Here is a 23,807-nt window from a genome sequence, read left to right as displayed (position 1 = left end):
GCGTCTCGACCGTGAGCTAGGAGGGGGGCAGCCTAGGCGCTCACCAGCGTGCCAGCGCCGGGGGAGAGGGTCGGCCGCCGACACCCTGGCCCAGGCCTGCAACTACGGCAGCGGGCTGATGCAGGCCCTGGACGCCCCTGGCTGGCCCCCTTGCTGGCCCGCGGCACGAGCCCGCACTGACCCGGGCGGTGCAGGCCGGGCAGATGGTGGAGGTGAGCGAGCTGATCCAGCAGCTGACCGAACTGGGCCTGCCCGCCGAGGAGAGCGCCGCGCGAGCGCGAGGTGCTGGGGCTGCTGGCGCAGGGGCTGTCGAACAAGCAGATCGCCGCGCGCCTGGGCAGTGGGGTCTACACGGTAGGCGATCAGGTCAAGGCGGTGTTCGGCAAGCTGGGCGTGAACAACCGCGCCGCCGCCACCCGCGCCGCCCTCGAACTCGGGCTGGACTGAGCGGGCCACTGCGCCGCCCCGGATCGCCCCGCTGCCTTCGGGCCGTGGCGCCCCGGCGTGGCGCGGCAAGTCCCATCTGCTGACAGCGGGCGGCGACCCGCTGAGCCCGGTGGCATCCATGAGTCAAGGTACGGCCAGGGATCGAACGGTGACACTGCGAGGCAGAGCGGGCGTGGCAGCCATGGGCGGCCAGCCGCTGGATATCGGACAGCCGGGGGGCGTTGTCGGGAACGCCTCCGCATCCGGGATCGCTCCGGCATCTCTGACCCGTGACCATGCGCCGACCATTTCCCGATCATCGTCTGCTCCGTATGGTGGCCTCGCCCTTAAGGCAAGGAGGCTCCACCCCTGAGACGCCCTCTGATCTGACTGTTCATCTCCTGCCCAGCGCGTGCTGTGAACCGGCCCGGTCAGTTCGGACGTCACCCTGCTCCGCCCCCGTTTCACCCACCGGCTCCGTCCGGACTGAGAGGTCTTCATGTCCACCCGCACCCCCCGTCTTGCCCTCGGCCTGACCGCCCTGCTCGCCCTGTCGCTGATGTCCTGCAGCGGCACCACCTCGGCCGCGAACACGCCGCCCACCAGCACTCCTCCGACCCCTTCACCGCCCAGCATGAAGTTGCCCAAGACCGTCAGCGGGCAGGTGCTCGACCAGCACGGCCAGCCCATCGCCGGCGCGCTGATCTGGGTACTGCCCGCGCTGACCACCGGCCTCGTGACCCTGCACTCCGACGCCCAGGGCCGCTACGTCTCGCCGCCGCTCATCAACGTCCCCTACCGCACCTACGCCGCCATCCAGACCGAGTACCGCGGTCAGACCTTCTGCCAGCGACTCGCCGCCGGCAGCGTCAGCGAGTACGACGCCTTCAGCCCGGATCCCACCGGCACGATCACGCGGAACTTCAGGTGGCGCATCACGGGCGCGATGCCCGACGGCACCAACACTTTCTTCGGGGGTGACGTGCGCATCTACCACAAGACCTGGAGCGACGCTCAGCAGCTCGTCGCCGGTGACTCCAGCGTGGAACTCCGGCTGGTGCCGGACGGCCCGCTGATCGACGGCAGCGCCGGGCAGACGGTGGTGAAGTCGGCCCGCGTGGGCGAGAACCTGCTCTACGACATTCCCGTAGGGCACTACACGGTGACGGCGACCGAGGTGCACAAGGACGGCACGCGCACGCCGCTGGTGGTGGGCGACTACCTGGGGCCGCCGGCCGCGCGGACGACCCTGGATTTCAAGCCGCTCAGCGGCAGCTGCATCGGCGGCACCAGCAACGGCGTCGACCGCGCCGGGGTGTACGTGGCCCGGCCCTGAGCGACCGTCCTGACGGTGGCTGGATCAGGCGTGTCCGGCCACTGTCCTTCATAGCCAGTGACCTCCGCAGAACCCTGGAGAGTGGTCGGGACAGGGCAGGGCTCGCGGTCTGCTCCGTGCGGCCTAGGGCTGGTAGGGCCGGTACTGGTAGGTCGCCTTGTCGGAGTGGAGGGTGAGCTGGGGCCGGCCGGCTGAGTCCTTGCCCAGCGCGAGGGTGTAGCTCTCGGGACTGAGTGTGGTGGTGCGCCAGCCGTTCGAGGGCGAGCAGGTGTAGCCCTGGTTGACGCCCTCCTGCGGCTGGTAGCGCAGCTGGGTGCCGGACACGCTGACCGTGCCCTTCTCGTAGATGTGCAGCCTGGAGGTGCAGCTGTAGGTCGTCATGACCAGCATCCGCGTACGCTCGTAGCGGCCGTCGGCGCGGATGGTGACGAGTTCGCCGGTGCTGGAGGCGTTCTGCCACTCGCCGGTTCGGGTGTTCGTGTAGCCGATGGTGCCCAGCGAACCGAACAGCCAGCTCCCCACGAGCCCGCTGGGCAGGGATGGACTGGCCGGCGCGGCCTGGGCCGGGGCCAGGGAGGTCAGGGCGAGCAGGGCGAGGGTGCGGACTGGGTGCTTCATCAGGGGTTCCTCCGGGAACTTCCGGTGCTGGAAGTGGCCGGAGTGTAGGAGGGCAGCGGTGATTGCCCGATGATCCGCCGGGTCTGTAGCGTCGCCGATTTCCACTTCCTGAACCGTGCCGGCCACCGTTTCCCGCCCGGTTCCGAATTGACGGCCGGTCATCTGGGGGCGCACACTTCGATCATCGGGCAATCACGGTCGCCGCTGTACGGTCGAACCACAGGCCAGGACGCCCGGCAGCGCGGCGGTCACGCAGGGGCCTGAATCACAGGAGGCATCGCCCATGCACGTCCAGTACGCGCCCCACCCACCGCAGTACAGTCTGGAGCTGACCCTGGAGCAGCTCGCCCGGCGCGACTCGCGCTTCGGCCACCTGTCGGCCCTCTGGGCACGGGGTATCCTGGGCGATGTCGTGCAGGACAGCGCCGACCTGCAGGGCGCGCACCTCAGCCTGCGGCAGGGCCACGGCCTCTGGATCGGCACGCCGGGCAGACTCGACGAACATGGCGGCCCGGATCCCGGAGACCCGGAGCCGGCCCACCCTGGGCGCCGGCCCTTCGAGGGCTGGACGGAACTGGCGCTGGACTACGCCCTGGCCCTGGATCTGGCCGGAGGCTGGACGCCGGCCGAGCCCGACTGGGCGGCCCAGGTGGCGGAGTGGGGGCAGGGTGTGGTCTACACCTTTGCCCTTTCCCCCGGCCGCACCCAGCCCACGCTGACCCGGCGACTGAACCTCAGCAACTTCTTCGACCGGGCCGAGTTCGATGTCCTGGTTGCCAGCGCCTTCTCTGGAGTGGCCGTCGTGCGCTGCCATCAGCTCTCGGCCAGCGGCACCCCGGTCGTCTGGCGGGTCTCGCTGGCCTCCACCCTGGAGCCCCGGTCGAAACAGCCGACGCCGGCGGGAGACCGCACTCTCGGCTGAGGCGCAGACATGTGCCGGCGGGCGCGTGCTTCCCCTGGCTGGACGTCCTGAAGCCTGGAGAGGGGCCGGCCCCTGGGCGGCCCCTCACGCCTCCCGATCTGCTCCGGATTGAGCCCATTCGCTCGCCAGCAGGGCGTACAGCGCCTCGTCGGCCCACTCGCCCCGGTGCTCGTAGGCCTCCCGTAAGGTGCCCTCGTGCCGGAAGCTCAGGCGGGCCAGCAGGCGCGTCACGGTGAGGTTGCGCGGATCGATGCCGGCGTGCAGGCGGCGCAGTTTCAGCGTGCCGAAGGCGTGCGCCAGCAGGGCCAGGCCGGCCTCGGTGGCGAAGCCCTGGCCGTGCGAGGCGGGCGCCAGCGTGAGGCCGATCTCGGCCTGAGGCCCGTGCCGGCGCAGGGCCACGTCCCCGAGAAGGGGGCCACCGGGCCGCGCGACCCCCCACTGCACCCAGCCGGGTTCGACACCCAGGGTGCGGCCGGCCATCTCGTCGATCAGCGCGGCGGCGTCGCTCAGTCCGTAGGGCAGCGGCCAGCCCTGGAACGCGGCGATGGCCGGGTCGTTGCGATAGGCCGCCAGGGCAGGGGCGTCGTCCGGGCGCAGGGGCCGGAGTTCCAGGCGGGACGTCAGGATGGACATGGGAACACTCCTCTGGGACGTGGCCGAGGAACAGGCTCAGCCCTGTCCCGGCGGGTCGCCGGTCGCCTCGGCCCATCCTCCGGCCATTCTCCCAGTGTTCGAGGAGCCTCGTCTGGGAAGCCGCGACAAGGTGGCGGCCCGCCGGCCAGCCTGCTGGTTCACAGGGGCTGCCCCGCCCATAGGCCAGATGGCGTGCCGCTCCACCAGGACGCAATCACGCCTCAATCACGCACCCCTGAATAGGGTGGCGCCATGTTCAGTCGCCCCCACTTCCTGAGTCTGGTGCTGGCCCTGTGTCTGCCGGTGCTGGGCGCCCCCGCCCTGGCCCAGGGCACGCCCAGCCGGGGCGCCCTGATCCAGTCGTTCGTCCAGCAGCGCGTGGGCACGGTGCCGCTGGCCGAGGCGACCGGCGAGCGGCGCGAGTTCACCCTCGAGATTCACCGTGTGCAGACCGAGATCTCGCCCGGTGTGAGCGTGGAGCAGTGGGCCTTTGGCCTGCCCGGCCAGCCCGCCACGGTGCCCGGCCCCGAACTGCGCGTGCAGGTCGGTGACCTCGTGCGGATCCGGGTGGTCAATACCCACGACCAGCCGCACGCCCTGCACGCCCACGGCATCACCTCGCTGGCGCAGGAGATGGACGGCGTGCCGCACACCAGCACCCAGATCCTGCCGGGAGGGTCGTACACCTACGAGTTCGTGGCGACGCAGGCCGGCACGCACGCCTACCACTGCCACTTCCAGACCAACGTCCACCTCGACATGGGCATGTACGGCGCGCTGATCGTCGAGCCGCGGGCCGGCGAGGGGCGCCCCTGGACGGCCGAACACACCCTGATCCTCGACGAGTGGGACAGCCGCCAGAACCCGGCCGACCTGAAGCACGACGTCCAGCCTGACCTGTTCCTGGTGAACGGCAGAACCTACCCGCTCATCCCCGACGTGCCGGTGCCGGAGGGCGAGCTTCACCTGCTGCGCGTGATCCACATGGGGGCCCAGCCGCACAGCCTGCACCTGCACGGCCACAGCTTTCTGGTGCTCGCCAAGGACGGCCACGACCTGCCGGCGCCCTTCGAGGCCGACACCCTGCCCGTGCTGCCCGGCGAGCGCTACGACCTGCTGGTGAAGGGCCGCGACGGCGCCTTTCCCTTCCACGACCACACCACCCCGCAGAACGTCAACGGGGGCGTGTATCCGGGCGGCATGCACTTCATGGTCACGGGCGGCCCCGCCCGGCGCGCCGACGGCACCCTGGCCCCGCCCGCTGCGGCCCACGACCACCACGCGCCGACCATCCCGCCCCCCGGCGCACAGACCCCTGCGCCGCCCGCCAGCCCCCAGCCCCTCCCCACGGGCCGCCCGGCCCACGACCACGCCGCCCCCGCGCCGGCCCCCACAGGCGCCAGCGTGATCCGCATCGCCAACTTCGAGTACGGGCCGGCCGAGCTGCAGATCCGCGCAGGCACCGCCGTGACGTGGACGAACGCCGATCCGGTGATCCACCATCTGGTGCTCACGAGCGGTGGTCAAGACCGGATCCACGAACTGCCCCCTGGCGCCTCCTTCACCTTCACCTTCGACCAGCCCGGCGAGTTCCGCTACCGCTGCCAGCCGCACCCGTTCATGCAAGGGGTGGTGCGCGTGAGCTGAACGCTGCGGTGCCCGGTCACCACGTCCACCTTCCCAACTCCGCCCCTTCCACCGTTCAGGAGCCCACCATGACCCAGTCCGTCTCCAGCCCCACCCACCCCGCCTTCGAGACCTTCTCCTCCACCTTTCGCGGCACCCTGATCCGGCGCGGCGAGGCCGGCTACGACGGGGCCCGCGCCGTGTGGAACGCCGCCGCCGACGACCTGCGGCCCGCGCTGATCGCCCGCCCCCAGGACGCGGCCGGCGTGGCCCAGGCCGTGCGCCACGCGGTGGCCCAGGGCCTGCCCCTGGCCGTGCGCGGCGGCGGCCACAGCCCGGCGGGCTTCGGCACCGTGCAGGACGGGCTGGTGATCGACCTGCGCGGCATGAAGGGCCTGCAGATCGATCCCGCTTCCCGCCACGTCCGCCTGGAACCCGGCCTGACCTGGGGCGAGGTGGCCGGGGCGCTGCAGGTTCACGGGCTGGCCATCACCGCGGGCGACGTCGCGGCGGTCGGCGTCGGCGGGCTCACGCAGGGCGGCGGGATCGGCTGGTTCGTGCGCCAGTACGGCCTGGCGGTCGACCGGCTGCGCGCGGCGGAACTGGTCACGGCGCGGGGCGACCTCCTGCGGGTGAGCGAGACCGAGCACCCCGAGGTCTTCTGGGCGCTGCGCGGCGCCGGCGCGAACCTGGGGGTCATCACGGCCCTGGAGTTCGAGTCCCACCCCGCCGGGCTGATCTACGGCGGCCTGCTGGCCTTCGCGGCCGACGAGCCCGCCGAGGCCGCCCGCCTGATGGGCGACTTCGCCCGGCTGGCCCTGCAGGCCCCCGACGCCCTGACCATGCAGGGCGTGTTCATGGCCGCCCCCCCCGCGCCCTTCGTGCCGCCCCATCTGGTGGGCACGACCATCTTCGCGGTGTTCAGCTGCTACTCGGGAGAGCTGGGCGGCGCCCCGGCCGCCTTCGCGCCCCTGCGCGCCCTGGGCCACGCGGCCATCGACCTGACCGGCCCCATGCCCTACCCGGCCCTGTTCGAGATGACCGCCGAGGCGGCCATGGGCGGCTTCCGGCACGCCATCCGCTCCGGCTTCCTGCCCGAACTCACGCCCGGCGCCCTGCTGGCCCTGGGCCACGAGATCCAGGTCATGCAGCCCGGCATGATCGTGCAGCTGCGCCCGCTGGGAGGGCAGCTGGCCCGCGTGCCGGACAGCGCTACGGCCTTCAGCCACCGTCGGGCCCCCTTCCTGCTGATGGTCTCCCAGGCGGTGCCGGACGCCTCACTGGACGACCTGGCCTGGGCCACCACCGAGCGGCTGTGGGCCCCCTTCGCCGCGCAGAGCAGCGGCCTGTACGGCAACTTCGTGGGCGAGCGCGACCGCGAGCCGGCCCGCGCCGCCTTCACGGCCCGCACGCTGGAGAGGGTCGCCCGGATCAAGGCGGGGCTCGACCCGGACAACGTCTTTTCCCGCACCGTGAACGTCCGTCCGGCGGTGCCGGAACTCGTCGGCCGCTGATCTGCGGGTCAGCCGCAACGCGCATCAGGACGGGGCAGGGGCGGATTCGTCCCCTGCCCCGTGGCCTGTCGGCATGAGCAGGGTCGGGCGTCCCTGGGGAGGCGTCCAGCCGGCGGCCGCGTCGGGGCTCACCCGGGGTCACGGCGGGTCACCTCACGATCCTCCGGACTCCGGCGCCGCGACGCCCTGTACCATCGGGAGACCACACGCGTCCGTGGGCCTGCCGAGCCGGGCCTGTGCCATACCGACTCCCGCCCTGGAGGGCCGCTGCACCCATGACCCCGACCCCCGTCACGCCCGACCCCGCCGGCCCGATCCCCGAGCCCCGGTTCCCGTCGCCCCCGCCGGAGCCCACCTTCGTCCCCAGCTATGTCACCGTGTCGGGCGTGCGGGTGCGGCACCTGCTCACGGGTGGGCCGACCGCCGTGCAGCCCGCTGGGCCGACCGCCGAGCAGCCCGCTGGGCAGACCGGCAGCGGGCCGCCGGTGGTGCTGCTGCACGGCATCGGCCGCAGCCTGGAGGACTGGGAGGAGACGGTACGGCGGCTCGCGCCCGATCACCGCCTGCTCGTGCCGGATCTGATCGGTTTCGGCCTGAGCGACAAGCCGGACGTGCCCTACACCCTGGCCGGGCTGGCCCGCTTCGTGGAGCGCTATCTGGACGCCGTGGGCGTCCGGGAGCCGGTGGTGCTGGTCGGCCACTCGCTGGGGGGCGCGGTGGCGCAGCAATTCGCCGCGCAGTATCCGGGCCGCGTCCGGGGGCTGGTGCTGGTGGGCAGCGCGGGCTTCGGCCAGAGCGTGACCCTGGCCCTGCGCCTGCTGAGCGTGCCGGGGCTGGGGGAGGGGCTGCTCCGGCCCAGTCCCGGCGCCGACCGGCGGGTGGTGCAGAGCCTCTTCCACGACGCCCGGCACGCCACCCAGGCGCGCTTTGAGCACACCGGGGTGCTCGCCCGGCAGCCGGGGCTGGCCCGCGCCTACCTGCGGGTGGTGCGCCACCTGGGCACCTGGCGCGGCATCCGGCCCGCGTGGCGCCGGGAACTGCAGGGCCGGCTCGCCACGCTGAACGTGCCCACCCTGATCGTGTGGGGCGAACGCGACCTGATCCTGCCCGCCGACCATCTGGAGGAGGCCCGGCGCGCCTACCCCCACGCCCTCACCCACCTGTACCCGGACACCGGGCACCTTCCGCAGGTCGAGCAGGCCGATGATTTCGCCGCGCGGCTGCGCGCTTTCCTGAAGGAGGAGGCATGATCACCGACGGCAACAGCATGGGGGTCGGCCGCACGGAGGTCGGCGTGGCGATCCTGGGCGCGGGGTTCGCCGGGCTGGGCATGGGACTGGCCCTGAAGCGGCGGGGCATCACGGACTTCGTGATCTTCGAGCGCGCCGGCGAGGTCGGCGGCACCTGGCGCGACAACACCTATCCGGGCTGCGCCTGCGACATCCGCAGCGACCTGTATTCGTTCTCGTTCGCCCCCAACCCGGACTGGTCTCACCGCTACGCCCGGCAGCCCGAAATCCTCGCCTACCTGCGCGACACCGCCACCCGCAGCGGCCTGCGCCCCCACCTGCGCCTGCACCATGAGGTGGTGCGCGCCGAGTGGGACGCCGCCGAAGCCCGCTGGCGCATCCAGACCAGCCAGGGCGAGTACACCGCCCGCGTGCTGATCTCCGGCCACGGGCCGCTGATCGAGCCCCGCTGGCCGGCCCTTCCCGGCCTGGAGAGCTTTTCGGGGACGCGCTTCCACTCCGCGCAGTGGGATCACGGCGCCGACCTGCGCGGCAAGCGGGTGGCTGTGATCGGCACCGGGGCTTCAGCCGTGCAGTTCGTGCCGGAGATCCAGCCCCTGGCCGGGCGCGTCACTGTGTTCCAGCGCACTCCGCCCTGGGTGCTGCCCCGCCTGGATCAGCCCACCAGCCCCCGCCGGCGGGCCCTGTTCCGGCGTTTTCCCCTGCTGCAGCGGGCCTCCAGGCAACTGATCTTCGGCGAGGCCGAGCTGCGTCACCTCACCTTCTCGAACGCGCGGGTCGGGGCGCTGGCCGAGGGCGCGGCGCGGGCCCATCTGGAGGCCCAGGTGGCCGATCCGGCGCTGCGGGCGAAGCTGACCCCGGACTACCGCCTGGGTTGCAAGCGCATCCTGGTCAGCGACACCTACTACCCGGCGCTGACCCGGCCCAACGTGGAACTCGTGACCTCGCCCATCCGTGAGGTGCGCGGCGACACGCTGCACACCGCCGACGGCCAGAGCTACCCGGCCGACGTGCTGATCGGCGGCACCGGCTTCAACGCCACCCGGCCCCCGGTGGCCCGGCTGATCTTCGGGCAGGGCGGCCGGCGCCTCTCGGACGCCTGGTCGCCGCACATGCAGGCCCTGCGCGGCACCACGGTCGCGGGCTTTCCCAACCTCTTCCTGCTGGTCGGCCCGAACACGGCGCTGGGCCACAACTCCATCGTGTACATCATCGAGGCCCAGATCCACTATGTCCTGCAGGCGCTGGAGTATCTGGACAGCGCCCAGCTGGCCGCCCTGGAGGCGCGTCCGGAGGCCCAGGAGGCATATAGCGACGCCTTGCAGGACAGGCTGCGCGGCTCGGTGTGGGTGCAGGGCGGGTGCACCAGCTTCTATCTGGACGACGGCGGCCGCAACACCACCCTCTGGCCGGAGCGGGCGGCCCGCTTCCGTCAGGCGCTGCGGCACTTCGACCCCGCCGAGTACACGGGCCGGCTCAGTGCCCGGCGCCTCTCGCCCCTCGCCTCGCCGGGGCAGCCGACGTGAGCGCGCCCTACGTCTTCGCCGGCGGCGTGGCCGTGGTGACCGGGGCGGCCGGCGGCATCGGGGAAGCGCTGGCGGTGGCCCTCGCCGCGCGGGGCAGCCACCTCGCCCTGATCGACCGCGACGGGCCGGGGCTGGAGGGGGTCGCGCAGGGGCTGCGGACACGCCATCCGGGCCTGCGCCTGTCCACCCACACCTTCGACCTCGTGCGCACCGCCGAGATTCCGGGGCTGGCCGACGAGGTGCTGCGGCACCACGGCCGGGTCAACCTGCTCATCAACAACGCCGGCATCGCGCTGGGGGGCACCTTCGAGCAGATCACCCTGGAGCAGTTCGAGCGCGTCCAGGCGATCAACCTGCGGGCGGTGGTCGCGCTGTGCAAGGCGCTGCTGCCGGCGCTGAAGTCCTCGCTGGGCTCGCAGATCGTGAACGTGTCGAGCCTGTACGGCCTGATCGCCCCGGCCGGCCAGACCGCCTACAGCGCCAGCAAGTTCGCCGTGCGCGGCTTCTCCGAGGCCCTGCGCCACGAACTCGCGCCCCTGGGGCTGGGCGTGACGGTCGTGCATCCCGGCGGCGTGCGTACCCGCATCGCCAGCAGCGCCGAACTGGCTCCCGGCCTGGACGCCGCCGAGGTCGCGGCCCAGCAGCGCCAGATGGAACGCCTGCTGACCCTGCCGCCCGCCCAGGCCGCCACCATCATCCTGGACGCGGTTCATCGGCGGGCGCCGCGCGTGCTGGTGGGGGGCGACGCCCGCATGGTGGATCTGCTCGCACGCCTGTTCCCCGGCCACTACTGGCGGGTGGTGAGCTGGCTCACGGCGCGTCTGGCCCGGGGCTGAGGCGCCCTGGGAGGGTCGAGAAGGGGCGACATTCCCCCGGTCACGATCCGCCGGACTTCCCGACCTCCGGCCCGTCCGGCTCCGGGTTCCCCCGCCGCGAGCGCTGCTCCCTGGCCCGCTGGTACTCCTCCAGAAACTTCAGCTGGGCCGCGTCTTCCGCGTCCTGTTCCTGGCGGCTTCGCAGGCCGCCATGATGACGCTGGGCGCCCAGAAAAAAGAGCGCCGAGGCCACCGAGAGGGCAGCGAGAAGGATCAGCACAAGCGTCATGGGGTCGGGGGCAGCCCTGAACCGGGTCGCTCCAGCCTCAGCCTAGCCAGGCCGCTTGAGGCCACGCTGAGGAACCGGGCCGCAGCGCACGAACAGCGTTCATGCAGCGTGCGGTGCCGTGGCGAAGAGAGGCGTCGGAGCAATACCGACGCTGGCCCGGCGCTCCGGGCTCTGGCTCGGTCGGATAGGGCCGGGTTCCGTCCGGTTTCAGGCCACCAGGGTTCGCAGGGCCTCCAGAACCGTCTCGGCGTCCCGGCCCGGATCGACCTCCCTCCAGTGCTGCACGATCACCCCGTCGGGGCTGACCAGAAAGGTGTCGCGGCGCGGGCGGCGCACAGTCTCGCCGGGCCAGGGTTCCTCCAGCACGCCGAACTGCCGGCTGAGGTCGTGGCGGCTGTCGTCCAGCAGGGGATAGTTCAGCTCGCACAGGCCGCGGAACTGCACCTGATCGCGCCGGGGATCGCCATTGATCCCCACCACATCGGCGCCCAGCGCTTCAAGCTGGGGCTGCAGCGCCGCGTACCGACGCGCCTGCAGCTGGCAGTGGGTCGTCGCGGTCTTGGGGAAGAAGAACAGCACCCGCCAGCGTCCGGGCTGCGGCACGTAGGGTCGACCATTGTCCTGAGGGACAGAGAAGGAGGGAACGAGGTCACCGGTCTCGAGCGCCATGGCGGCAGTGTAGGGAAGCGCGGAGGGGCGGGCTGTCCGATTTGTCATGCCCGGGAGACTCTGGGCGAAGTGTGAAGACCGGGGAGGCGGGGCCGGCTCCGGCCGCCTCGGGCGCGGGATCAGGCACACTGTGGGCAGCGATGTCTCCTCCACCGTCTTTTCTGCCACGGCTTCCCAGATCACAGCCTTCCGGGCCACTGCCCTCCTGGCTCCCGTCGGGCGGCCAGCCATGACCCCCCGCATCAAGCCCACCCCGCGCCCCCACTACCACCAGACCTACCCCGATCACCTCGCCACGGCTGACGAACTGCGCGCCCTGCAGCTCAAGCCCGGCACCACCGAACCCGACGCCCTGCTGCGCTACCAGCGCGGGGAGTCCAGCGGGCTGTGCGCCCTCTACGACCGAACCAAGGCCGTCCCGGACGTTTCGCCCACACCGTAGATCCAGTGGATCAGGGAGCCCCGTCACGACCTGGGCGCCGGGTTCCACTGGAGCCAGGAGGGACTCGGGTTGTTTAGGCTCACGTCCCGGACGCCGTGCCAGAGGACTTCCAGCCTGGAGCCTCCACCTCCTGTCAATCCAGCCGAGAGAGCGCTCCATCCGGCCCGCTCGTGTCCCGGCGCGTTCCAGCCGTCAGTCGACGGACGGGGCGACCGGAACCCTTCTCCGGTCGCCCCGTTCTCGATACTGATATAGAACCCGCCCCAGGGCACTGGACGCCCAGGGCGGGGAGCCGTGAAGTTCAGGCGCACCAGGGCCGGCTGGCTGACGTTGCCGTAGACGTCGGTGACCGTGTATTCGAAGTCCACCTCGCCGGCACCGCTGGCCTTGAAGGCACAGCCGGTGGGGTCGCAGTTCAGGCTGCCCCGCTGCTGCCATTCGACCGCGTGATGCTCAGGCCCCCTCCAGGGTCGTTCCCTAGGAAGAGAGCCGGTGCTGATCCTGGCCCTGGTGGACGAACGGACGTCGGTCGAGCCCCTGGTGAGCCTGCTGGGCGCCGGCTGGCGCGGCTACCTGCGGCCCAGCGCCGATCCACACAGCCTGCATCTGGCCCTGGAGGCGGTGGCCCGCGGCGAGCTGTGGGCCGAGCGCGCCGTGCTCACGCAGACCATCGAGCAGTCCCGCCTGCCCCGGCTGACCACGCGGGAGCAGGAAGTCCTCCATTGCCTGCGCCGGGGCTGGAGCAACACCGAGGTCGCCCGGCAGCTGGGCATCACGGTCAAGACGGTCAAGATGCACGTCTCGGCCGTGTTCGCCAAACTGGGCGCGCGCGACCGGCTGGAGCTGGTGATCAACCATGTGGAGCCCGCCGCGCCGGGGGCCGGCACCGGCGGGCTCCCCGACACGTCCTGACGGGCGGCTCAACCGGGCGGAGGTCAGTTCAGGTGCAGGGGTGCCTGACCATCCGCCTCAGCGGGGCGGGCGGGGGCGCGGCTGCGCCGCGGCGCTGCGGTAGAAGCGTTCGAGGCCCAGGGCGATGGCCTGCGCCATGCGCTCGCGTCCCGCCGCGCTCATCAGCAGCCGCAGGTTGGACTTGTCGGTCAGGAACGCCGTCTCGATCAGCACGCTGAGCTGGGTGCTGGGCCGCGCCAGCGCCAGGTTCTGGTAGTGCACGCCGTCGTTGCCCACATCCGGAAGCTGCCCGACCAGGCTGGCCAGCAGCGCTTCGGCCAGGGGGCGGGCCTGCGGCTGGAAGTAGTACACCCCGCTGCCGCGTTTGGTGCGCGGATCGACTCCGTCCGGCAGGGCGTTGGCGTGGATGCTCACCAGCAGGTCGGCGTTCCGGGTCTCGGCCAGCAGGGGGCGGTCGTAGATCGGAATCTCCACGTCGGTCTCGCGGGTGAGCGCCACGGTGGCGCCCTTTTCCCGCAGCAGCTCGGCCACGCGCAGGGCGATGGGCAGGTTCAGGTTCTTCTCGGGCACGCGCAGGGCGCCGGCCCCGCCGAAGTCCTCGCCGCCGTGCCCGGGGTCGATCACGATCGTCCGGCCCCGCAGCGGCGCGCGGGCGTCGATCGCCGGGGCGTTCCGCAGCCGCAGCACCAGGGTCGTGCCCTCGTAGGTGGTGTCGTAGCCCCAGGGCGCCCCGCTGAGCTCGACCTGAACGCGGGTCACGCCGTCACTCTCCTGTACCCAGCGGACATCGCGCACGGCGCCGCCCGGACTGTCGGAGACGATGTAGTCCACGTCGCTGAAGGTGTGGAAGAGCCGCAGAGCCAGGCTGGAGGCGCCCGGCGTGGCGCTCTGCTCGACCGAGAAGGGCACGCGCAGGGGCAGGTCGAGGCGCACCTCGCTGTGGGTCTCGCCCGCCTTCACGTCGATCCGCGTGAAGATGGCCCGCGGAAGCGGTGTGCCCTCGGGGCGCAGGGTCAGGGTGGTCTTGGGCGCGTTCAGGGTCAGCGTGGCCGAGGCCTGCACCGTGTACGAGGTGCCCTCCTCGCCCACCACCAGCGCCTGCACGCCGGGGCGCGGAAAGACCGCGTAGTTGCGGCCCCGCCCGTTGCGCCACACGAAAGTGCCCGCCTGCAGCCCACGCCCGGGAATGGTCGCGGTGACCTCGGCCACGCGCACGCCCGTGCCCGTCACGCTGAGCTGGCCCGGACTGCTGGCGGTGGCGGTGGTGCCGTCCCTGGCACTCAGGGTGAACTGAACCGGGGCCGCGGCCAGGGTGGCCGGCAGCAGGAACGTGCCCTCGTAGCGCCCGGGCGAGGTCTCCGCCATCGGGAACGGCCCCAGGTCGCCCACCTTGAAGGTCGCCGTGCCCCCCGCGCTGCCGCTGAAGGCCACCGGAACCTCGCGCATCTCCAGGCTGGGTGGCTGCACGTAGGCCACGCGGTCGAAGGCGGGCAGCACGCTTCCCTCCACGATCTGGGCGGCCCCGGCGGGCACCTGCGGCGGGGCGCTGGTCACCTTCAGGGTCTGCCGCGCCACCACGCCGCCCTGGGTGGATTCCAGGGTCAGCAGGTTCTCGCCCGGGGTCAGCGGCACCCACTCGATGAACAGCCCGTCCGCGCCAACCTCGACCGGCTGGCCGCGCAGGGTCAGCGACGCGCCGGGTTTCACGCTGCCCTCCAGCAGCACGTGGTCGAACTCCACGCTGGAGCCGTCCGGCGGATAGGCCACGTAGATGGGCGCGTCGCTGATGGGGGGCAGCAGCGCCGAGCTGACGGGCGCCGGGGGGGTCGTCTGGGCCAGAGCGAGCGTGCTGCCGAACAGGAGAGCGGTGAGCAGGAAGCGGCGCAGCATAGAACCTCCAGAGAATTGATGTGTGCGCCGAGTGTACCAGCCGGGGACAGGACGCCGGAGGGCCGGGCTGCCATGCGCCGGCCTCAATGTGTGCCACCGCGCGCCCGGTCAGATCCGCGCAAGGGCGCGTGTGTCAGGGTGCGGGCATGACGTGGCGGCCCATCACCCTGACCGAGCTTCAGCCCATGCAGACCATCCGCGTGAACGGGCGGCTGGCCATGCGGATTCATGAGCTGCGGCCCCTGGGCGCGGGTGTGGTGCAGGTGACCACGGATCTGGGCGAGACCATCTCCCTCACAGCCGCCGACCAGTTGCTGCGGCTCGACAAGGGGCTGACAGCGCCGGAGGATCAGGGCGAGGCCCGGGAAGCCGACCCGGCCGCCGCGCTGCCCCGGAGCTGACCCTTCGCGCGCCACAGGCGGCCTGAGGGGGAGCCGGTGGGCCCATCCAGACGCTGTTCCGGCACATCACCGACGGAAGATATGGAGGCGTTGATGAGCCTCGTTGAATCGCTGGCCGGGCCGAGCAATCCGATCCGCTTTGTTGTCCAGCGCGATCATCCGGGCCAGGGTGCCAACGATCACGCCCTGGCAACGAAGAAGGCGACCCGCAGGCCGCCTTGATTTCTCCAAGATAGAGCGATATCCGCTCCCTGTCAAATCGATTCATCGCTTCCCGGATGTCGCGTCCCAGCCGATGTTTCTCTGGATCGTTCCTGCTGCGTGCCTGTATACCGGAGCGTCAAGTGTGTGCCAGTGCTTCGGGGCGAGCACCCACCGGGCCGCCTACTGGGCAGGCGCGAACTCGACGTCCTGCACGGTGCCCTGGCTGTCCAGGCGAATGGTGACGGCCCAGGACTGACCGCCCTGCCCGGCCGCATCCTGGGCCTCCAGCACGCGGCTGTAGACCGCGCCGCCCTCGTCCTCGACCAGGGCCTCGCTGAGCACACGGGGCTGGGCACCGAGGGCGTCCTGACCGGCGGCCTGGAACGCAGCTACGGTGCCCCAGCGCGCCTGGGCCGTGGGCGACAGGCTGGCCCACGCCTGGGCCCACTGGCCCTGTTCCAGCAGGGTCGTCACCTCGCGGCCACGTGTCCGGGCGTCCACGGGGGCCGGAGCAGGTGGGTCGGCGGCCACAGGCTCCAGCGGGGCTGATGCGTCGGCCGACGGGTCGGCAGCCTGCTCGTTCACGGCCTCGACGGGAACGGGCTCGGGTTCCTGAGGAGCATCCTGCGTCGTCTGGCCGCTTCGGGCATCCCCGGCGGCCGGCAGGAGATCAGGGGTGGTCTGCGGACTGGACGTGCCTGCACGGGGAGCGGAGGGGGCCGGGCGTGGGGTCGGCGCACTGGCCGTGGCTGGCCGCTCGGTACGGGGCACCACCGTTACCGTCGTCTCACGCCGAACGGCCTCGGCTCCCGCGACGCGCCGGGCTGGTGTGGCGGCGGGCGGTTGAACTGGGGCTGGCCGACTCGCCGTGGTGCTGGAGTTCTCGTCTGCCGATGGAGAGGGACGGGGCACCGATGGGCGCTGGACGCTGGGTTGAGCACTGGGCTGGATTATTCTCTGAGCCGCTCCAGAATCTTGTGCACTAGGAGGCGCACCTCGTCCAGCCGCTGGCTCGTTCCGGCCCGTCGGTGTGGTCGGCGCCGCCTCCGGCCGGGGGGGCTGGGAGACCCCGAAAGCCGTGCTCCTGGCCGCGTCTGCCGACGCTTGCGCCTCTCTGGGCGACTTCACGGATGGGGTGGGTGCCGACCCGGGCGTGGCCCCGACTGACGCGGGTGGCCGACCAGCTACAACGCCTGGCGCCCGTGTGGGCTGGTCTGCAGCACCTCCTGCCGTCTGGGCTGGGGCGTCAGTGCGGGCTGCTGGCGAGACTGGCTCGGTCGCACTGCCGGGGGCGGTCGGCTGGGCCGGGGGGCGCCAGGCGCTGAGCGGAGGCAGGGGCACCGCCGTGTCTCCGCCCTTGATCTGCGGCGTGGGTGCTGCGGGTGCCGGGATGGGCGCCACCTGGGTCGTCGCGGGGGCCTGCAGCGCCGTCACGGGTGCGCGGCCACTCCACCAGGCCTGCAGCGGTTCGGCCAAGACGATGCCCAGCGCGATCGCCACAGCGCTCAGGCAAATCACCAGCATCTCTCTCCAGCGCATCCTCACCTCCGAGGTCGGCCCGTTATAGGGCAGGCCGACCCGGTGGAATGAGACGAAGCTCAGCAACGGCAGCGGCCTCAGGCGGGGGTGGGCCGGAGCAGAACACGGCTGGCACGGCGCAGTTTGGTTCTCGTGCTCATTCGGAGGGGGCCTTCACCGCTCCTGAACGTCCGGGCCAGTCCGACACCGGATGGCGCCGCGACAGGCGCCGCTCACCGGGGGGCGACGCCGGGAACACGTGCCTGGATTGCTGGCGGCGAGGCGGAATCGGGAACGAAACCCCTCCCCGCTGCTCAACGGTCGGGGACGGGTGAAGAGCCCTCGCGCCCCGGCCGCCCGGCCGGGGCGGGGCTGGCCCAGGGAGACTCCGGAGTCCCGTCCAGCCACGCGCCGAGCTGCGCCGCCGGCTGGGGCCGGGCCAGCAGGAAACCCTGGGCGTACTCGCAGCGCTGCTCGCGCAGGAACTGCAGCTGGCTGGCCTGCTCGACGCCCTCGACCGTGACCCTCAGGCCCAGCGCGTGGGCCAGGGCGATGATGGCCCGCACCAGCGCCTGATCCTTGGCCTCGCCCGCCCCGCCCGGAGAGAGCCCCCGGATAAAGGACTGGTCGATCTTGAGCACGTCGATCGGGAACTGCTTGAGCGAGGCCAGATTGGAAAAGCCGGTGCCGAAGTCGTCCAGGGCCAGCCGGACGCCCAGGTCGCTGAGGTGCCGCAGGGCCGGCCCGGCCACTCCCGCCTGCATCAACATGCTCTCGGTCAGTTCCAGCTCCAGCTGGGCGGCGGGCAGGCCGCTGCGGTTCAGGGCGCCCTGGACGAGCTGCGGCAGGTCGTCGCGCTCGAACTGTCGGGCGGACAGGTTGACTGCCATCCGCAGGCCGGGCCGCTGCACGGACCACATGGCCGCCTGCAAGCAGGCCTGTTCCAGCACCCACTGGCCGATCGGCACGATCAGGCCCGAGGCCTCGGCCAGCGGAATGAAGTCGCTGGGGGGAATCAGTCCGAGTTCCGGGTGCTGCCAGCGCAGCAGGGCTTCGAGCCCCACCACGGCCCCGCTCTGCACGTCGAACTGCGGCTGGTAGTGCAGGATGAATTCCTGACGCTCCAGCGCGCGGTTCAGCCCACTCTCCAGGGTCATGGCGGCCCGCCCGGCGGCGGTGTCGGGGGAATACAGCGAATAGCCGCCGCCCCGGCGCTTGGCGCGGTACATGGCCGCGTCGGCCTGCTGCAGCAGATGCTCGGCAGACAGGGTGCCGATGGGATACAGGCTGAAGCCGATGCTGGGCCGCACGAACACCTCCTGCTCGGCCAGCAGGAAGGGCTGTTCGAGTGCGGCGATCAGCCGCTCGGCCAGTCGGTCGACCTGTTCCGGGGCGCTGAGCTGCGGAAAGGCCATCAGGAATTCGTCGCCCCCCATGCGGGCCAGCAGGTCGATGGGCCGCAGGTGGGTTCGCAGGCGTGCGGCGACCTGCTGCAGCAACTGGTCGCCCGCGCTGTGCCCCAGCGTGTCGTTCACCTGCTTGAAGCGGTCGAGATCCATCAGGCCCACGGCGACCAGCGCGTCCGGGGCGGAGCTGGCGAGGGTGTGCTGTACGTCCCGGCCGAACAGGGCGCGGTTGGGCAGCCCGGTCAGGGGGTCGTGCAGCGCCTGGTGTTCCAGGTCGCGCTGGGCGTCGTAGCGGTCGATCACCAGCCCGGCCAGCTGTGCGCTCGCCTCCAGCTGGGCGCGTTCGTCGGGGCTCAGCGGCGTCGGCCGGGCCCCAGGAGCCGGAGCCCGGAGCGCCTGGGCACAGAGCAGGGTCAGGACGCCCCGGCGCTGTCCCTGGGCGCTGCGGATAGGGTGCAGCTCAGCGCTCCAGGCCGCGCCGTCCGGGCCTTCCAGGGAAGTGGCGTGCGGCCCGCTCAGGGTGAGCAGCCGGCGCAGCGTGTCGCCGGGCAGCGCCGGGCGGGGCTCGGGATCGTAGACCGCTGCGTCCTGGGCCTCAGGTGGCCCAGATCCGGAAGGCGGGCCCAGCACCACCGCCGCCCGCAGGCCGGGAAAGCCGCGTTCCAGCGAGGTCAGCAACTGCCCCAGCACGGTGGAGAGCGGCACGTTGCGGGCCGCCAGTTCCAGGATCTGGTTGCGATCCCGCTCCTGCTGCAGCGCGCTGGTCTTGCGGTCGGTCACGTCGCGCTGGATGGAGATCCAGTGGGTGTACCAGCCCCGCTCGTCGGCCACCGGGGCAATGGACAGCTCGACCCAGAACTCGCTGCCGTCCTTGCGGTAGTTGATCAGCTCGACCTCGATGGGCTGCCAGGCCCTGAGCGCCGCCTTGATGCGGTCGAGCACCCGGCGATCCGAGCGCGGCCCCTGGAGGATGCGGGGGGTCTGGCCCCGCACCTCGTCGAGCGTGTAGCCGGTGGTGCGGGTAAAGGCCTCGTTGGCGTACAGGATGCGCGGGCCGGGGGCACTGACCGGCTCCGCCTCGGTGATCAGCACGGAGTCGTTGGCGTGGGCCAACACCGATTCGAGCAGGCTGCGCTGCTGCTCGGCCGCCGCCAGCCGCTGTTCGGCCGGGGTCAGTTCGTGGGCCACGCCGACCAGGCCGGCCACCGCCTGGGTCTCGGTGGAAAACGGCGCCGCGCTCAGCGCGTAGGTCTGCACGGCGCCGCCCGGAAGCTGCCGCTCGAAGTGCTGGGTGCCGACCGGCTGGCCCGACCGGACACTGTGCCGGAGCGAGGCGAAGGCCTGCTCCAGCGCGGGATCGGGCACGACGTGACCCACCACCTCGGCCTGGGGCACGCCCAGCGCGTGTTCCGCCGCCGCGTTCCACGACCGGACCAGCCCCTCCAGGCTCAGGGAATACAGGGCCAGCGGCGTCGCCTGCATCATGGCCTGCAGCTGATCGTGGGCGGCCTGCAGGGCGGTTACTCTCGTGCGCTGCTCCAGGGCCAGCGCCAGCAGACGGCTGAGCAGCGTGCCCAGCTCCGGAACCTCGGCCGCCGGAGCGCACCAGACGTCCAGCCGACCGGCCTCTCCCGCCGCCTCCAGACGCACCTGCCCGTGGCTCAGGCCAGCGTGGTCGCCCCGGGCCCAGATCCAGGTCTCCTCAGCGCCTTCCCGGCCCCAGCGCACCTCGACCCGGTAGGCCGGATACCTCTCGCAGCAGCTCTCGACCAGGGCACCGAGCATGGGCTCAGGGCTGTGGCCGCCTGCCGACCGGTCACCGGGGAGCTGGGGCATCCGAGCGATCCTGGGTCGAGGTGGAGTCGTGGGGCGGAATGGCGGTTCGGGCCGGCGTCGGGGCGTGCGCTTCGGTGGGGGGTTCCAGTGCCGGTGGCCAGGCGCTGGGAGACCGGGTCACGCGGCGCGGCGAACGGCCCGGCCGGGAGGACGATGGAGCGGACATTCCGGCGATCGTGCCGCCTGGGATCGCACGAAATTCTGACAGCGCGGGTCGGCCTCCAGCGCTCTGGAGCTGGAGTCGTCCCCTCCATGTCCGTTCCCCGGGCGGCCAGCGCCGTTTCTATTCGCCCAGAGGTCATCTCCCTGCCCCCGGGCCCGCGCGTCCCCGCGGTCGCGCCGACGGACTCCAGAGCATTTCTTCAGAGCATCCGAATTGCACGGTTTAGGGCCGGACGGCTCGCTAATATTCCCGGATGTTGTCTCAGTCCGGCACGGACATCCCCCTCAGCGAGCATCTGCACACGGTCACCGAGGCCCTGGCCGCTGCCCGTACCCTCCAGGCCATGCTGGGTGTGGTGCTGAACACGGCGCTGGACGTGCTGCACGTGGAGGCCGGCGCCGTGCTGCTGGTCGACAGTTCGGGCGAGCATCTGGAGGTCGCGGCCAGCCGGGGCCACGCGGGGGGCCCACCGGCACCCTGGCTGGCCGGTTCCCCGGCGGAGCCCGGCCCGGTCGCTGAGGCCCTGCGGCGGCGGGAGCCCGTGTGGCCCCGGCCCGGGCACCCGGGCCCGGCGGTGGCCGCCGTGCCGCTGTTGCTGGAGGGCCAGCCGCTGGGGGTGCTGGCCCTGGACTTCGGCCGGCCGCGGCCCCTCACCCCGCCCGAGACCCGCTTCCTGCGAAGCCTGGCCGGGCACTGCGCGCTGGCGCTGGGCCGCACGCCGCGGGCGCTGTCGCTGCTGGGCCGCGACGAATCCCGCGCCGGTACGGAACACCGTGCCCAAATCGAACACCGGGCGGAGGTGCTGGCCGCCCTGGGCGACGCCCTGCAGCGGGGCACGACCCCGCAGGAACTCGCGGATCTGGCGCTGGGCCGGATCGGCCCGGGCGTGCAGGCCCAGAGCATGCTGTTCCTGAGCCTGGACGGCGACGCGCTGCGGCTCACCAGCGAGTGGGGCGAGGTGCACGAGGCCGTCACGGCGGTGCTCACCCGGCCGGACGTCTCACTGCGCGACACGCCGATCCTGCGTGGCGTGGTGCAGGGCGCCCAGGCGCTGTATCTCGACAACTACCGCCTTCACCAGCACGCCAGCACGGCCTTCCCGGCACAGGCGGTCGGCGTGGAACCGATCGTCCTGCCGAGCGGTCAGGTCGCCGGAGCGCTCGTGGCGATGAGGCCCGCCCTGGCCGGCACCTGGCACGGCGGCGAGCGCGACCTGCTGGCGCGGGCGGCGGGCACCCTGGGGCTGGCGCTGGAACGGGCCCAGGCGGCGGCCCACCTCGCGGCCCGCGCCCAGGAGGCCTTCGTGGCCTTTACCGAGGCGGTGGGCACCGAGACGGACGTGCTCGCCCTGACCCGGCAGGCGGTCGCGGCCCTGCAGGCCCGCTTTCCGGGCAGCAGCGCGGCCTTCTACGAACCCGAGGACGGGCTCTGGAAGGCGCGGGCCTGGAGTGACGACCTGGGCGGCGAGCTGCTGGCCCTCATCACGGACGGGCTGCCCGAGACGCCCCTGATCCGTGAGGTGCTGGCCGTGCGCCAGGGGGTGTTCCTCGACGCCTGGGACGCCGAGCGCGAGGGAGTGGCGCACTCGGAACCGTACACCACGGTCGCCAACGTGCCGCTGATCCTGGCGGGCGAGGTGCGCGGCATCCTGGGGCTGGCGCTGCAGGACGCCCACCGCTGGAACGAGCGCGACCGGGCGATGGTGCGGGCCATCGGCCGGGGCCTGACCCTGGCGCTCGAACGGGCCGAGCACGCCGCCCGGCTGTCTGCCCAGAACGCCGAACTCGATGCGCGCACCCGGGCGCTGGAGGGCTTCGCGTCCCTGACCCGCGACCTGAGCCTGGAAGCCGATGCCTGGACGCTGATCCGGCGTGCCCAGGAGGTGGCGCTCTCGCTGCTGCCCGAGGGATACGCGGTGTATTTCGAGCCCGAGGACGGGCGCTGGGTCAAGCGGGCGCAGACCGGCGACCTGCGGAGCGCCGCGCTGCAGGCGGTGGCCGATGCGGGCCTGCCCTACGAGGACGCCGGCAACCTGCTCACGCCCTACACCACCCGGATGCCGTTCTACCAGGACTTCTACGCGCGGGACACCGACCGGATCGACGATCTGGTGGCCCACCTGGGGGCGTCGGCGACCCTGCCCGTGCTGGTGGAGGGCCAGTCGCGCGGGGTGTTCGCCGTCGTGCTGTTCGGTGAGGCGCGGCACTGGCGGCGCCCGGATCAGGCCGCGCTGGAGTCGGTGGTGCGGAGCCTGGGGCTGGCGCTGGAGCGGGCCGAGGGGCTGGCCCGGCTCGAAGCCCGGACGAGCGAGGTCGCCCAGTGGCGCGAGCGCTACGAGGTGGCCGTGCGGGGCTCCGGGCACCTGCTCTACGACTGGAACCCGGCGACCGGCGAGGTGGTGTATGGCGGCGCCCTGGAGGAAATCACCGGCTACGCGGCCCACGAGCTGGAGGGCACCCTGGAGGACTGGGCCGGGCGGCTGATCCACCCGGACGACCGGGAGGCGTTCAGCGCCGAGATTGCCCGGGTCGTCCACTCGGGAGAAGAGTTCCACCTGGGCTTCCGCATCGTGCGCAAGGACGGCGCGGTGGCGGACGTCGAGGACGACGGCTATGTCAAGCGCGGCGAGGACGGTCGGCTCACCCGTATGGTGGGCTTCGTCAAGGACGTGACCGCCCGCCGCCAGGCGCAGGCCGCCCTGCTGCGTGCCAACGAGGAACTGCGCCGCAGCAACGCGGACCTCGAACAGTTCGCCTACATCGCCTCGCACGACCTGCAGGCGCCGATCCGGGCGGTCACCAGCTTCGGCGACATTCTGGCCCTGAAGTACAGTGGTCAGCTCGATGAGCGCGGCCAGCGCTACCTGCGCTACATCTCGGAGAGCGGGCGGCACATGAAGAAGTTGGTGGACGACCTGCTGACCTTCTCGCGGATCGCCACCGATCAGCGGCCCCCCGCCCTCACGGCGGCAGCCACCGTACTCGACCGCGTGGTGCAACGCTTCGCGCCGGAGATCGAGGCGCTGGACGCCGAGGTGTTTGCAGGCGAGCTGCCGACCGTGCTGGTCGACGGCCAGCAGCTCGATCAGCTGTTCCAGAATCTGCTCGGCAACGCCCTGAAGTACCAGCGGGCGGGAGTGCCGCCCCGGATCGGGGTCTCGGCCCGGCGCGCGGGCGACTTCTGGAGCATTTCGGTCGCCGACAACGGCATCGGCATCGATCCGAGCTACTTCGACCGCATCTTCGTGATCTTCCAGCGGCTGCATGGCCGCGATACCTACGAGGGCACCGGCATCGGCCTGGCGGTGTGCAAGAAGATCGTCGAGCGTCACGGCGGCCAGCTCTGGGTCGAGAGCGCGGCCGGCGAGGGCAGCACCTTCCACTTCACCCTGCCGGCGGGCTGAGGCCGAGC

Annotated in this window: 19 protein-coding genes and 1 pseudogene; 13 read left to right on the top strand and 7 right to left on the bottom strand. The window is 72.2% G+C overall.

Annotated features, from left to right (window positions below; all coding sequences use genetic code 11):
- Nucleotides 1-279: 279 nt before the first annotated feature.
- Nucleotides 280-447, top strand: a pseudogene (locus CVO96_RS18730) (LuxR C-terminal-related transcriptional regulator); the annotation flags it as partial.
- Between the two features lie 478 nt (nt 448-925).
- Entirely contained in the window at nt 926-1,762 is an 837-nt protein-coding gene (locus CVO96_RS18725) for a carboxypeptidase-like regulatory domain-containing protein (protein ID WP_103313984.1), read from the top strand.
- Between the two features lie 123 nt (nt 1,763-1,885).
- Here CVO96_RS18725 and CVO96_RS18720 read toward each other — a convergent pair whose 3' ends face one another.
- A complete protein-coding gene (locus CVO96_RS18720) occupies nt 1,886-2,380 on the bottom strand; it encodes a hypothetical protein (protein ID WP_103313983.1) in 495 nt (164 codons plus the stop codon).
- Between the two features lie 283 nt (nt 2,381-2,663).
- Here CVO96_RS18720 and CVO96_RS18715 point away from each other — a divergent pair, with 283 nt between their 5' ends.
- A complete protein-coding gene (locus CVO96_RS18715) occupies nt 2,664-3,302 on the top strand; it encodes a hypothetical protein (protein WP_103313982.1) in 639 nt (212 codons plus the stop codon).
- Nucleotides 3,303-3,386: 84 nt separating this feature from the next.
- Here the strand turns inward: CVO96_RS18715 and CVO96_RS18710 are convergent, their stop codons facing one another.
- Nucleotides 3,387-3,935: a GNAT family N-acetyltransferase gene (locus CVO96_RS18710; protein ID WP_103313981.1), complete on the bottom strand. Its 549-nt coding sequence runs from the start codon at nt 3,933-3,935 to the stop codon at nt 3,387-3,389.
- Between the two features lie 252 nt (nt 3,936-4,187).
- Between CVO96_RS18710 and CVO96_RS18705 the strand changes: the two genes are divergently transcribed.
- From CVO96_RS18705 to CVO96_RS18685, 5 genes are all read left to right on the top strand, one after another.
- Complete coding sequence (locus tag CVO96_RS18705) at nt 4,188-5,582, top strand: multicopper oxidase family protein (RefSeq protein WP_103313980.1); 1,395 nt, start codon at nt 4,188-4,190, stop codon at nt 5,580-5,582.
- 68 nt (nt 5,583-5,650) lie between these two features.
- Entirely contained in the window at nt 5,651-7,075 is a 1,425-nt protein-coding gene (locus CVO96_RS18700) for an FAD-binding oxidoreductase (protein ID WP_103313979.1), read from the top strand.
- A 275-nt stretch (nt 7,076-7,350) separates the two neighbouring features.
- Entirely contained in the window at nt 7,351-8,325 is a 975-nt protein-coding gene (locus CVO96_RS18695) for an alpha/beta fold hydrolase (protein WP_207795382.1), read from the top strand.
- Nucleotides 8,322-9,851 carry a flavin-containing monooxygenase gene (locus tag CVO96_RS18690; protein WP_243398511.1) on the top strand — a complete coding sequence of 510 codons (1,530 nt, stop codon included), beginning with the start codon at nt 8,322-8,324 and terminating at the stop codon, nt 9,849-9,851. Before CVO96_RS18695 ends, CVO96_RS18690 begins: the two co-directional genes overlap by 4 nt.
- Nucleotides 9,848-10,687, top strand: coding sequence for an SDR family NAD(P)-dependent oxidoreductase (locus CVO96_RS18685; RefSeq protein WP_103313978.1), 840 nt, complete (start codon nt 9,848-9,850; stop codon nt 10,685-10,687). The genes CVO96_RS18690 and CVO96_RS18685 overlap by 4 nt, the downstream gene beginning before the upstream one ends.
- Before the next feature lie 40 nt (nt 10,688-10,727).
- Here CVO96_RS18685 and CVO96_RS18680 read toward each other — a convergent pair whose 3' ends face one another.
- Nucleotides 10,728-10,955 carry a hypothetical protein gene (locus CVO96_RS18680; RefSeq protein WP_103313977.1) on the bottom strand — a complete coding sequence of 76 codons (228 nt, stop codon included), beginning with the start codon at nt 10,953-10,955 and terminating at the stop codon, nt 10,728-10,730.
- A gap of 207 nt (nt 10,956-11,162) precedes the next feature.
- Nucleotides 11,163-11,624, bottom strand: a complete 462-nt coding sequence (locus CVO96_RS18675; RefSeq protein WP_103313976.1) for a peroxiredoxin — start codon at nt 11,622-11,624, stop codon at nt 11,163-11,165.
- A gap of 229 nt (nt 11,625-11,853) precedes the next feature.
- Here CVO96_RS18675 and CVO96_RS18670 point away from each other — a divergent pair, with 229 nt between their 5' ends.
- Both CVO96_RS18670 and CVO96_RS21625 read left to right on the top strand, forming a co-directional pair.
- Complete coding sequence (locus tag CVO96_RS18670) at nt 11,854-12,066, top strand: hypothetical protein (RefSeq protein WP_103314095.1); 213 nt, start codon at nt 11,854-11,856, stop codon at nt 12,064-12,066.
- A gap of 492 nt (nt 12,067-12,558) precedes the next feature.
- On the top strand, nt 12,559-12,978 hold the full coding sequence (locus CVO96_RS21625) for a helix-turn-helix transcriptional regulator (RefSeq protein WP_103313975.1): 420 nt from the start codon (nt 12,559-12,561) through the stop codon (nt 12,976-12,978).
- A gap of 57 nt (nt 12,979-13,035) precedes the next feature.
- Here CVO96_RS21625 and CVO96_RS21170 read toward each other — a convergent pair whose 3' ends face one another.
- The gene (locus CVO96_RS21170; protein ID WP_165795438.1) at nt 13,036-14,868 is read right to left on the bottom strand and encodes an N-acetylmuramoyl-L-alanine amidase family protein; all 1,833 of its coding nucleotides are present in this window, start codon (nt 14,866-14,868) and stop codon (nt 13,036-13,038) included.
- Nucleotides 14,869-15,014: 146 nt separating this feature from the next.
- Between CVO96_RS21170 and CVO96_RS18655 the strand changes: the two genes are divergently transcribed.
- Nucleotides 15,015-15,269: a hypothetical protein gene (locus tag CVO96_RS18655; RefSeq protein ID WP_103313974.1), complete on the top strand. Its 255-nt coding sequence runs from the start codon at nt 15,015-15,017 to the stop codon at nt 15,267-15,269.
- 93 nt (nt 15,270-15,362) lie between these two features.
- Nucleotides 15,363-15,491 carry a hypothetical protein gene (locus CVO96_RS21620; RefSeq protein WP_279327024.1) on the top strand — a complete coding sequence of 43 codons (129 nt, stop codon included), beginning with the start codon at nt 15,363-15,365 and terminating at the stop codon, nt 15,489-15,491.
- A 162-nt stretch (nt 15,492-15,653) separates the two neighbouring features.
- On the opposite strand, the gene CVO96_RS18650 is transcribed toward CVO96_RS21620, so the two are convergent.
- Nucleotides 15,654-16,058, bottom strand: coding sequence for a hypothetical protein (locus CVO96_RS18650; protein ID WP_133161857.1), 405 nt, complete (start codon nt 16,056-16,058; stop codon nt 15,654-15,656).
- A gap of 1,247 nt (nt 16,059-17,305) precedes the next feature.
- Complete coding sequence (locus tag CVO96_RS18640; RefSeq protein WP_103313971.1) at nt 17,306-20,233, bottom strand: sensor domain-containing protein; 2,928 nt, start codon at nt 20,231-20,233, stop codon at nt 17,306-17,308.
- Between the two features lie 416 nt (nt 20,234-20,649).
- Here CVO96_RS18640 and CVO96_RS18635 point away from each other — a divergent pair, with 416 nt between their 5' ends.
- Nucleotides 20,650-23,799, top strand: a complete 3,150-nt coding sequence (locus tag CVO96_RS18635; RefSeq protein WP_103313970.1) for a GAF domain-containing protein — start codon at nt 20,650-20,652, stop codon at nt 23,797-23,799.
- The last annotated feature ends 8 nt before the right edge of the window (nt 23,800-23,807 follow it).

Source organism: Deinococcus koreensis (assembly GCF_002901445.1).
Classification (GTDB): domain Bacteria; phylum Deinococcota; class Deinococci; order Deinococcales; family Deinococcaceae; genus Deinococcus; species Deinococcus koreensis.
The sequence above is the reverse complement of the archived record's forward strand: the minus strand, read 5'-3'. Positions and strand labels throughout refer to the sequence as shown.

Excerpts from the sequence above, each read along its gene's own strand:
- CVO96_RS18725 (WP_103313984.1), top strand. The coding sequence starts at position 926 with ATGTCCACCCGCACCCCCCGTCTTGCCCTCGGCCTGACCGCCCTGCTC.
- CVO96_RS18720 (WP_103313983.1), bottom strand. The coding sequence starts at position 2,380 with ATGAAGCACCCAGTCCGCACCCTCGCCCTGCTCGCCCTGACCTCCCTG.
- CVO96_RS18715 (WP_103313982.1), top strand. The coding sequence starts at position 2,664 with ATGCACGTCCAGTACGCGCCCCACCCACCGCAGTACAGTCTGGAGCTG.
- CVO96_RS18710 (WP_103313981.1), bottom strand. The coding sequence starts at position 3,935 with ATGTCCATCCTGACGTCCCGCCTGGAACTCCGGCCCCTGCGCCCGGAC.
- CVO96_RS18705 (WP_103313980.1), top strand. The coding sequence starts at position 4,188 with ATGTTCAGTCGCCCCCACTTCCTGAGTCTGGTGCTGGCCCTGTGTCTG.
- CVO96_RS18700 (WP_103313979.1), top strand. The coding sequence starts at position 5,651 with ATGACCCAGTCCGTCTCCAGCCCCACCCACCCCGCCTTCGAGACCTTC.
- CVO96_RS18695 (WP_207795382.1), top strand. The coding sequence starts at position 7,351 with ATGACCCCGACCCCCGTCACGCCCGACCCCGCCGGCCCGATCCCCGAG.
- CVO96_RS18690 (WP_243398511.1), top strand. The coding sequence starts at position 8,322 with ATGATCACCGACGGCAACAGCATGGGGGTCGGCCGCACGGAGGTCGGC.
- CVO96_RS18680 (WP_103313977.1), bottom strand. The coding sequence starts at position 10,955 with ATGACGCTTGTGCTGATCCTTCTCGCTGCCCTCTCGGTGGCCTCGGCG.
- CVO96_RS18675 (WP_103313976.1), bottom strand. The coding sequence starts at position 11,624 with ATGGCGCTCGAGACCGGTGACCTCGTTCCCTCCTTCTCTGTCCCTCAG.
- CVO96_RS18670 (WP_103314095.1), top strand. The coding sequence starts at position 11,854 with ATGACCCCCCGCATCAAGCCCACCCCGCGCCCCCACTACCACCAGACC.
- CVO96_RS21170 (WP_165795438.1), bottom strand. The coding sequence starts at position 14,868 with ATGCTGCGCCGCTTCCTGCTCACCGCTCTCCTGTTCGGCAGCACGCTC.
- CVO96_RS18655 (WP_103313974.1), top strand. The coding sequence starts at position 15,015 with ATGACGTGGCGGCCCATCACCCTGACCGAGCTTCAGCCCATGCAGACC.
- CVO96_RS21620 (WP_279327024.1), top strand. The coding sequence starts at position 15,363 with ATGAGCCTCGTTGAATCGCTGGCCGGGCCGAGCAATCCGATCCGCTTT.
- CVO96_RS18640 (WP_103313971.1), bottom strand. The coding sequence starts at position 20,233 with ATGCCCCAGCTCCCCGGTGACCGGTCGGCAGGCGGCCACAGCCCTGAG.
- CVO96_RS18635 (WP_103313970.1), top strand. The coding sequence starts at position 20,650 with ATGTTGTCTCAGTCCGGCACGGACATCCCCCTCAGCGAGCATCTGCAC.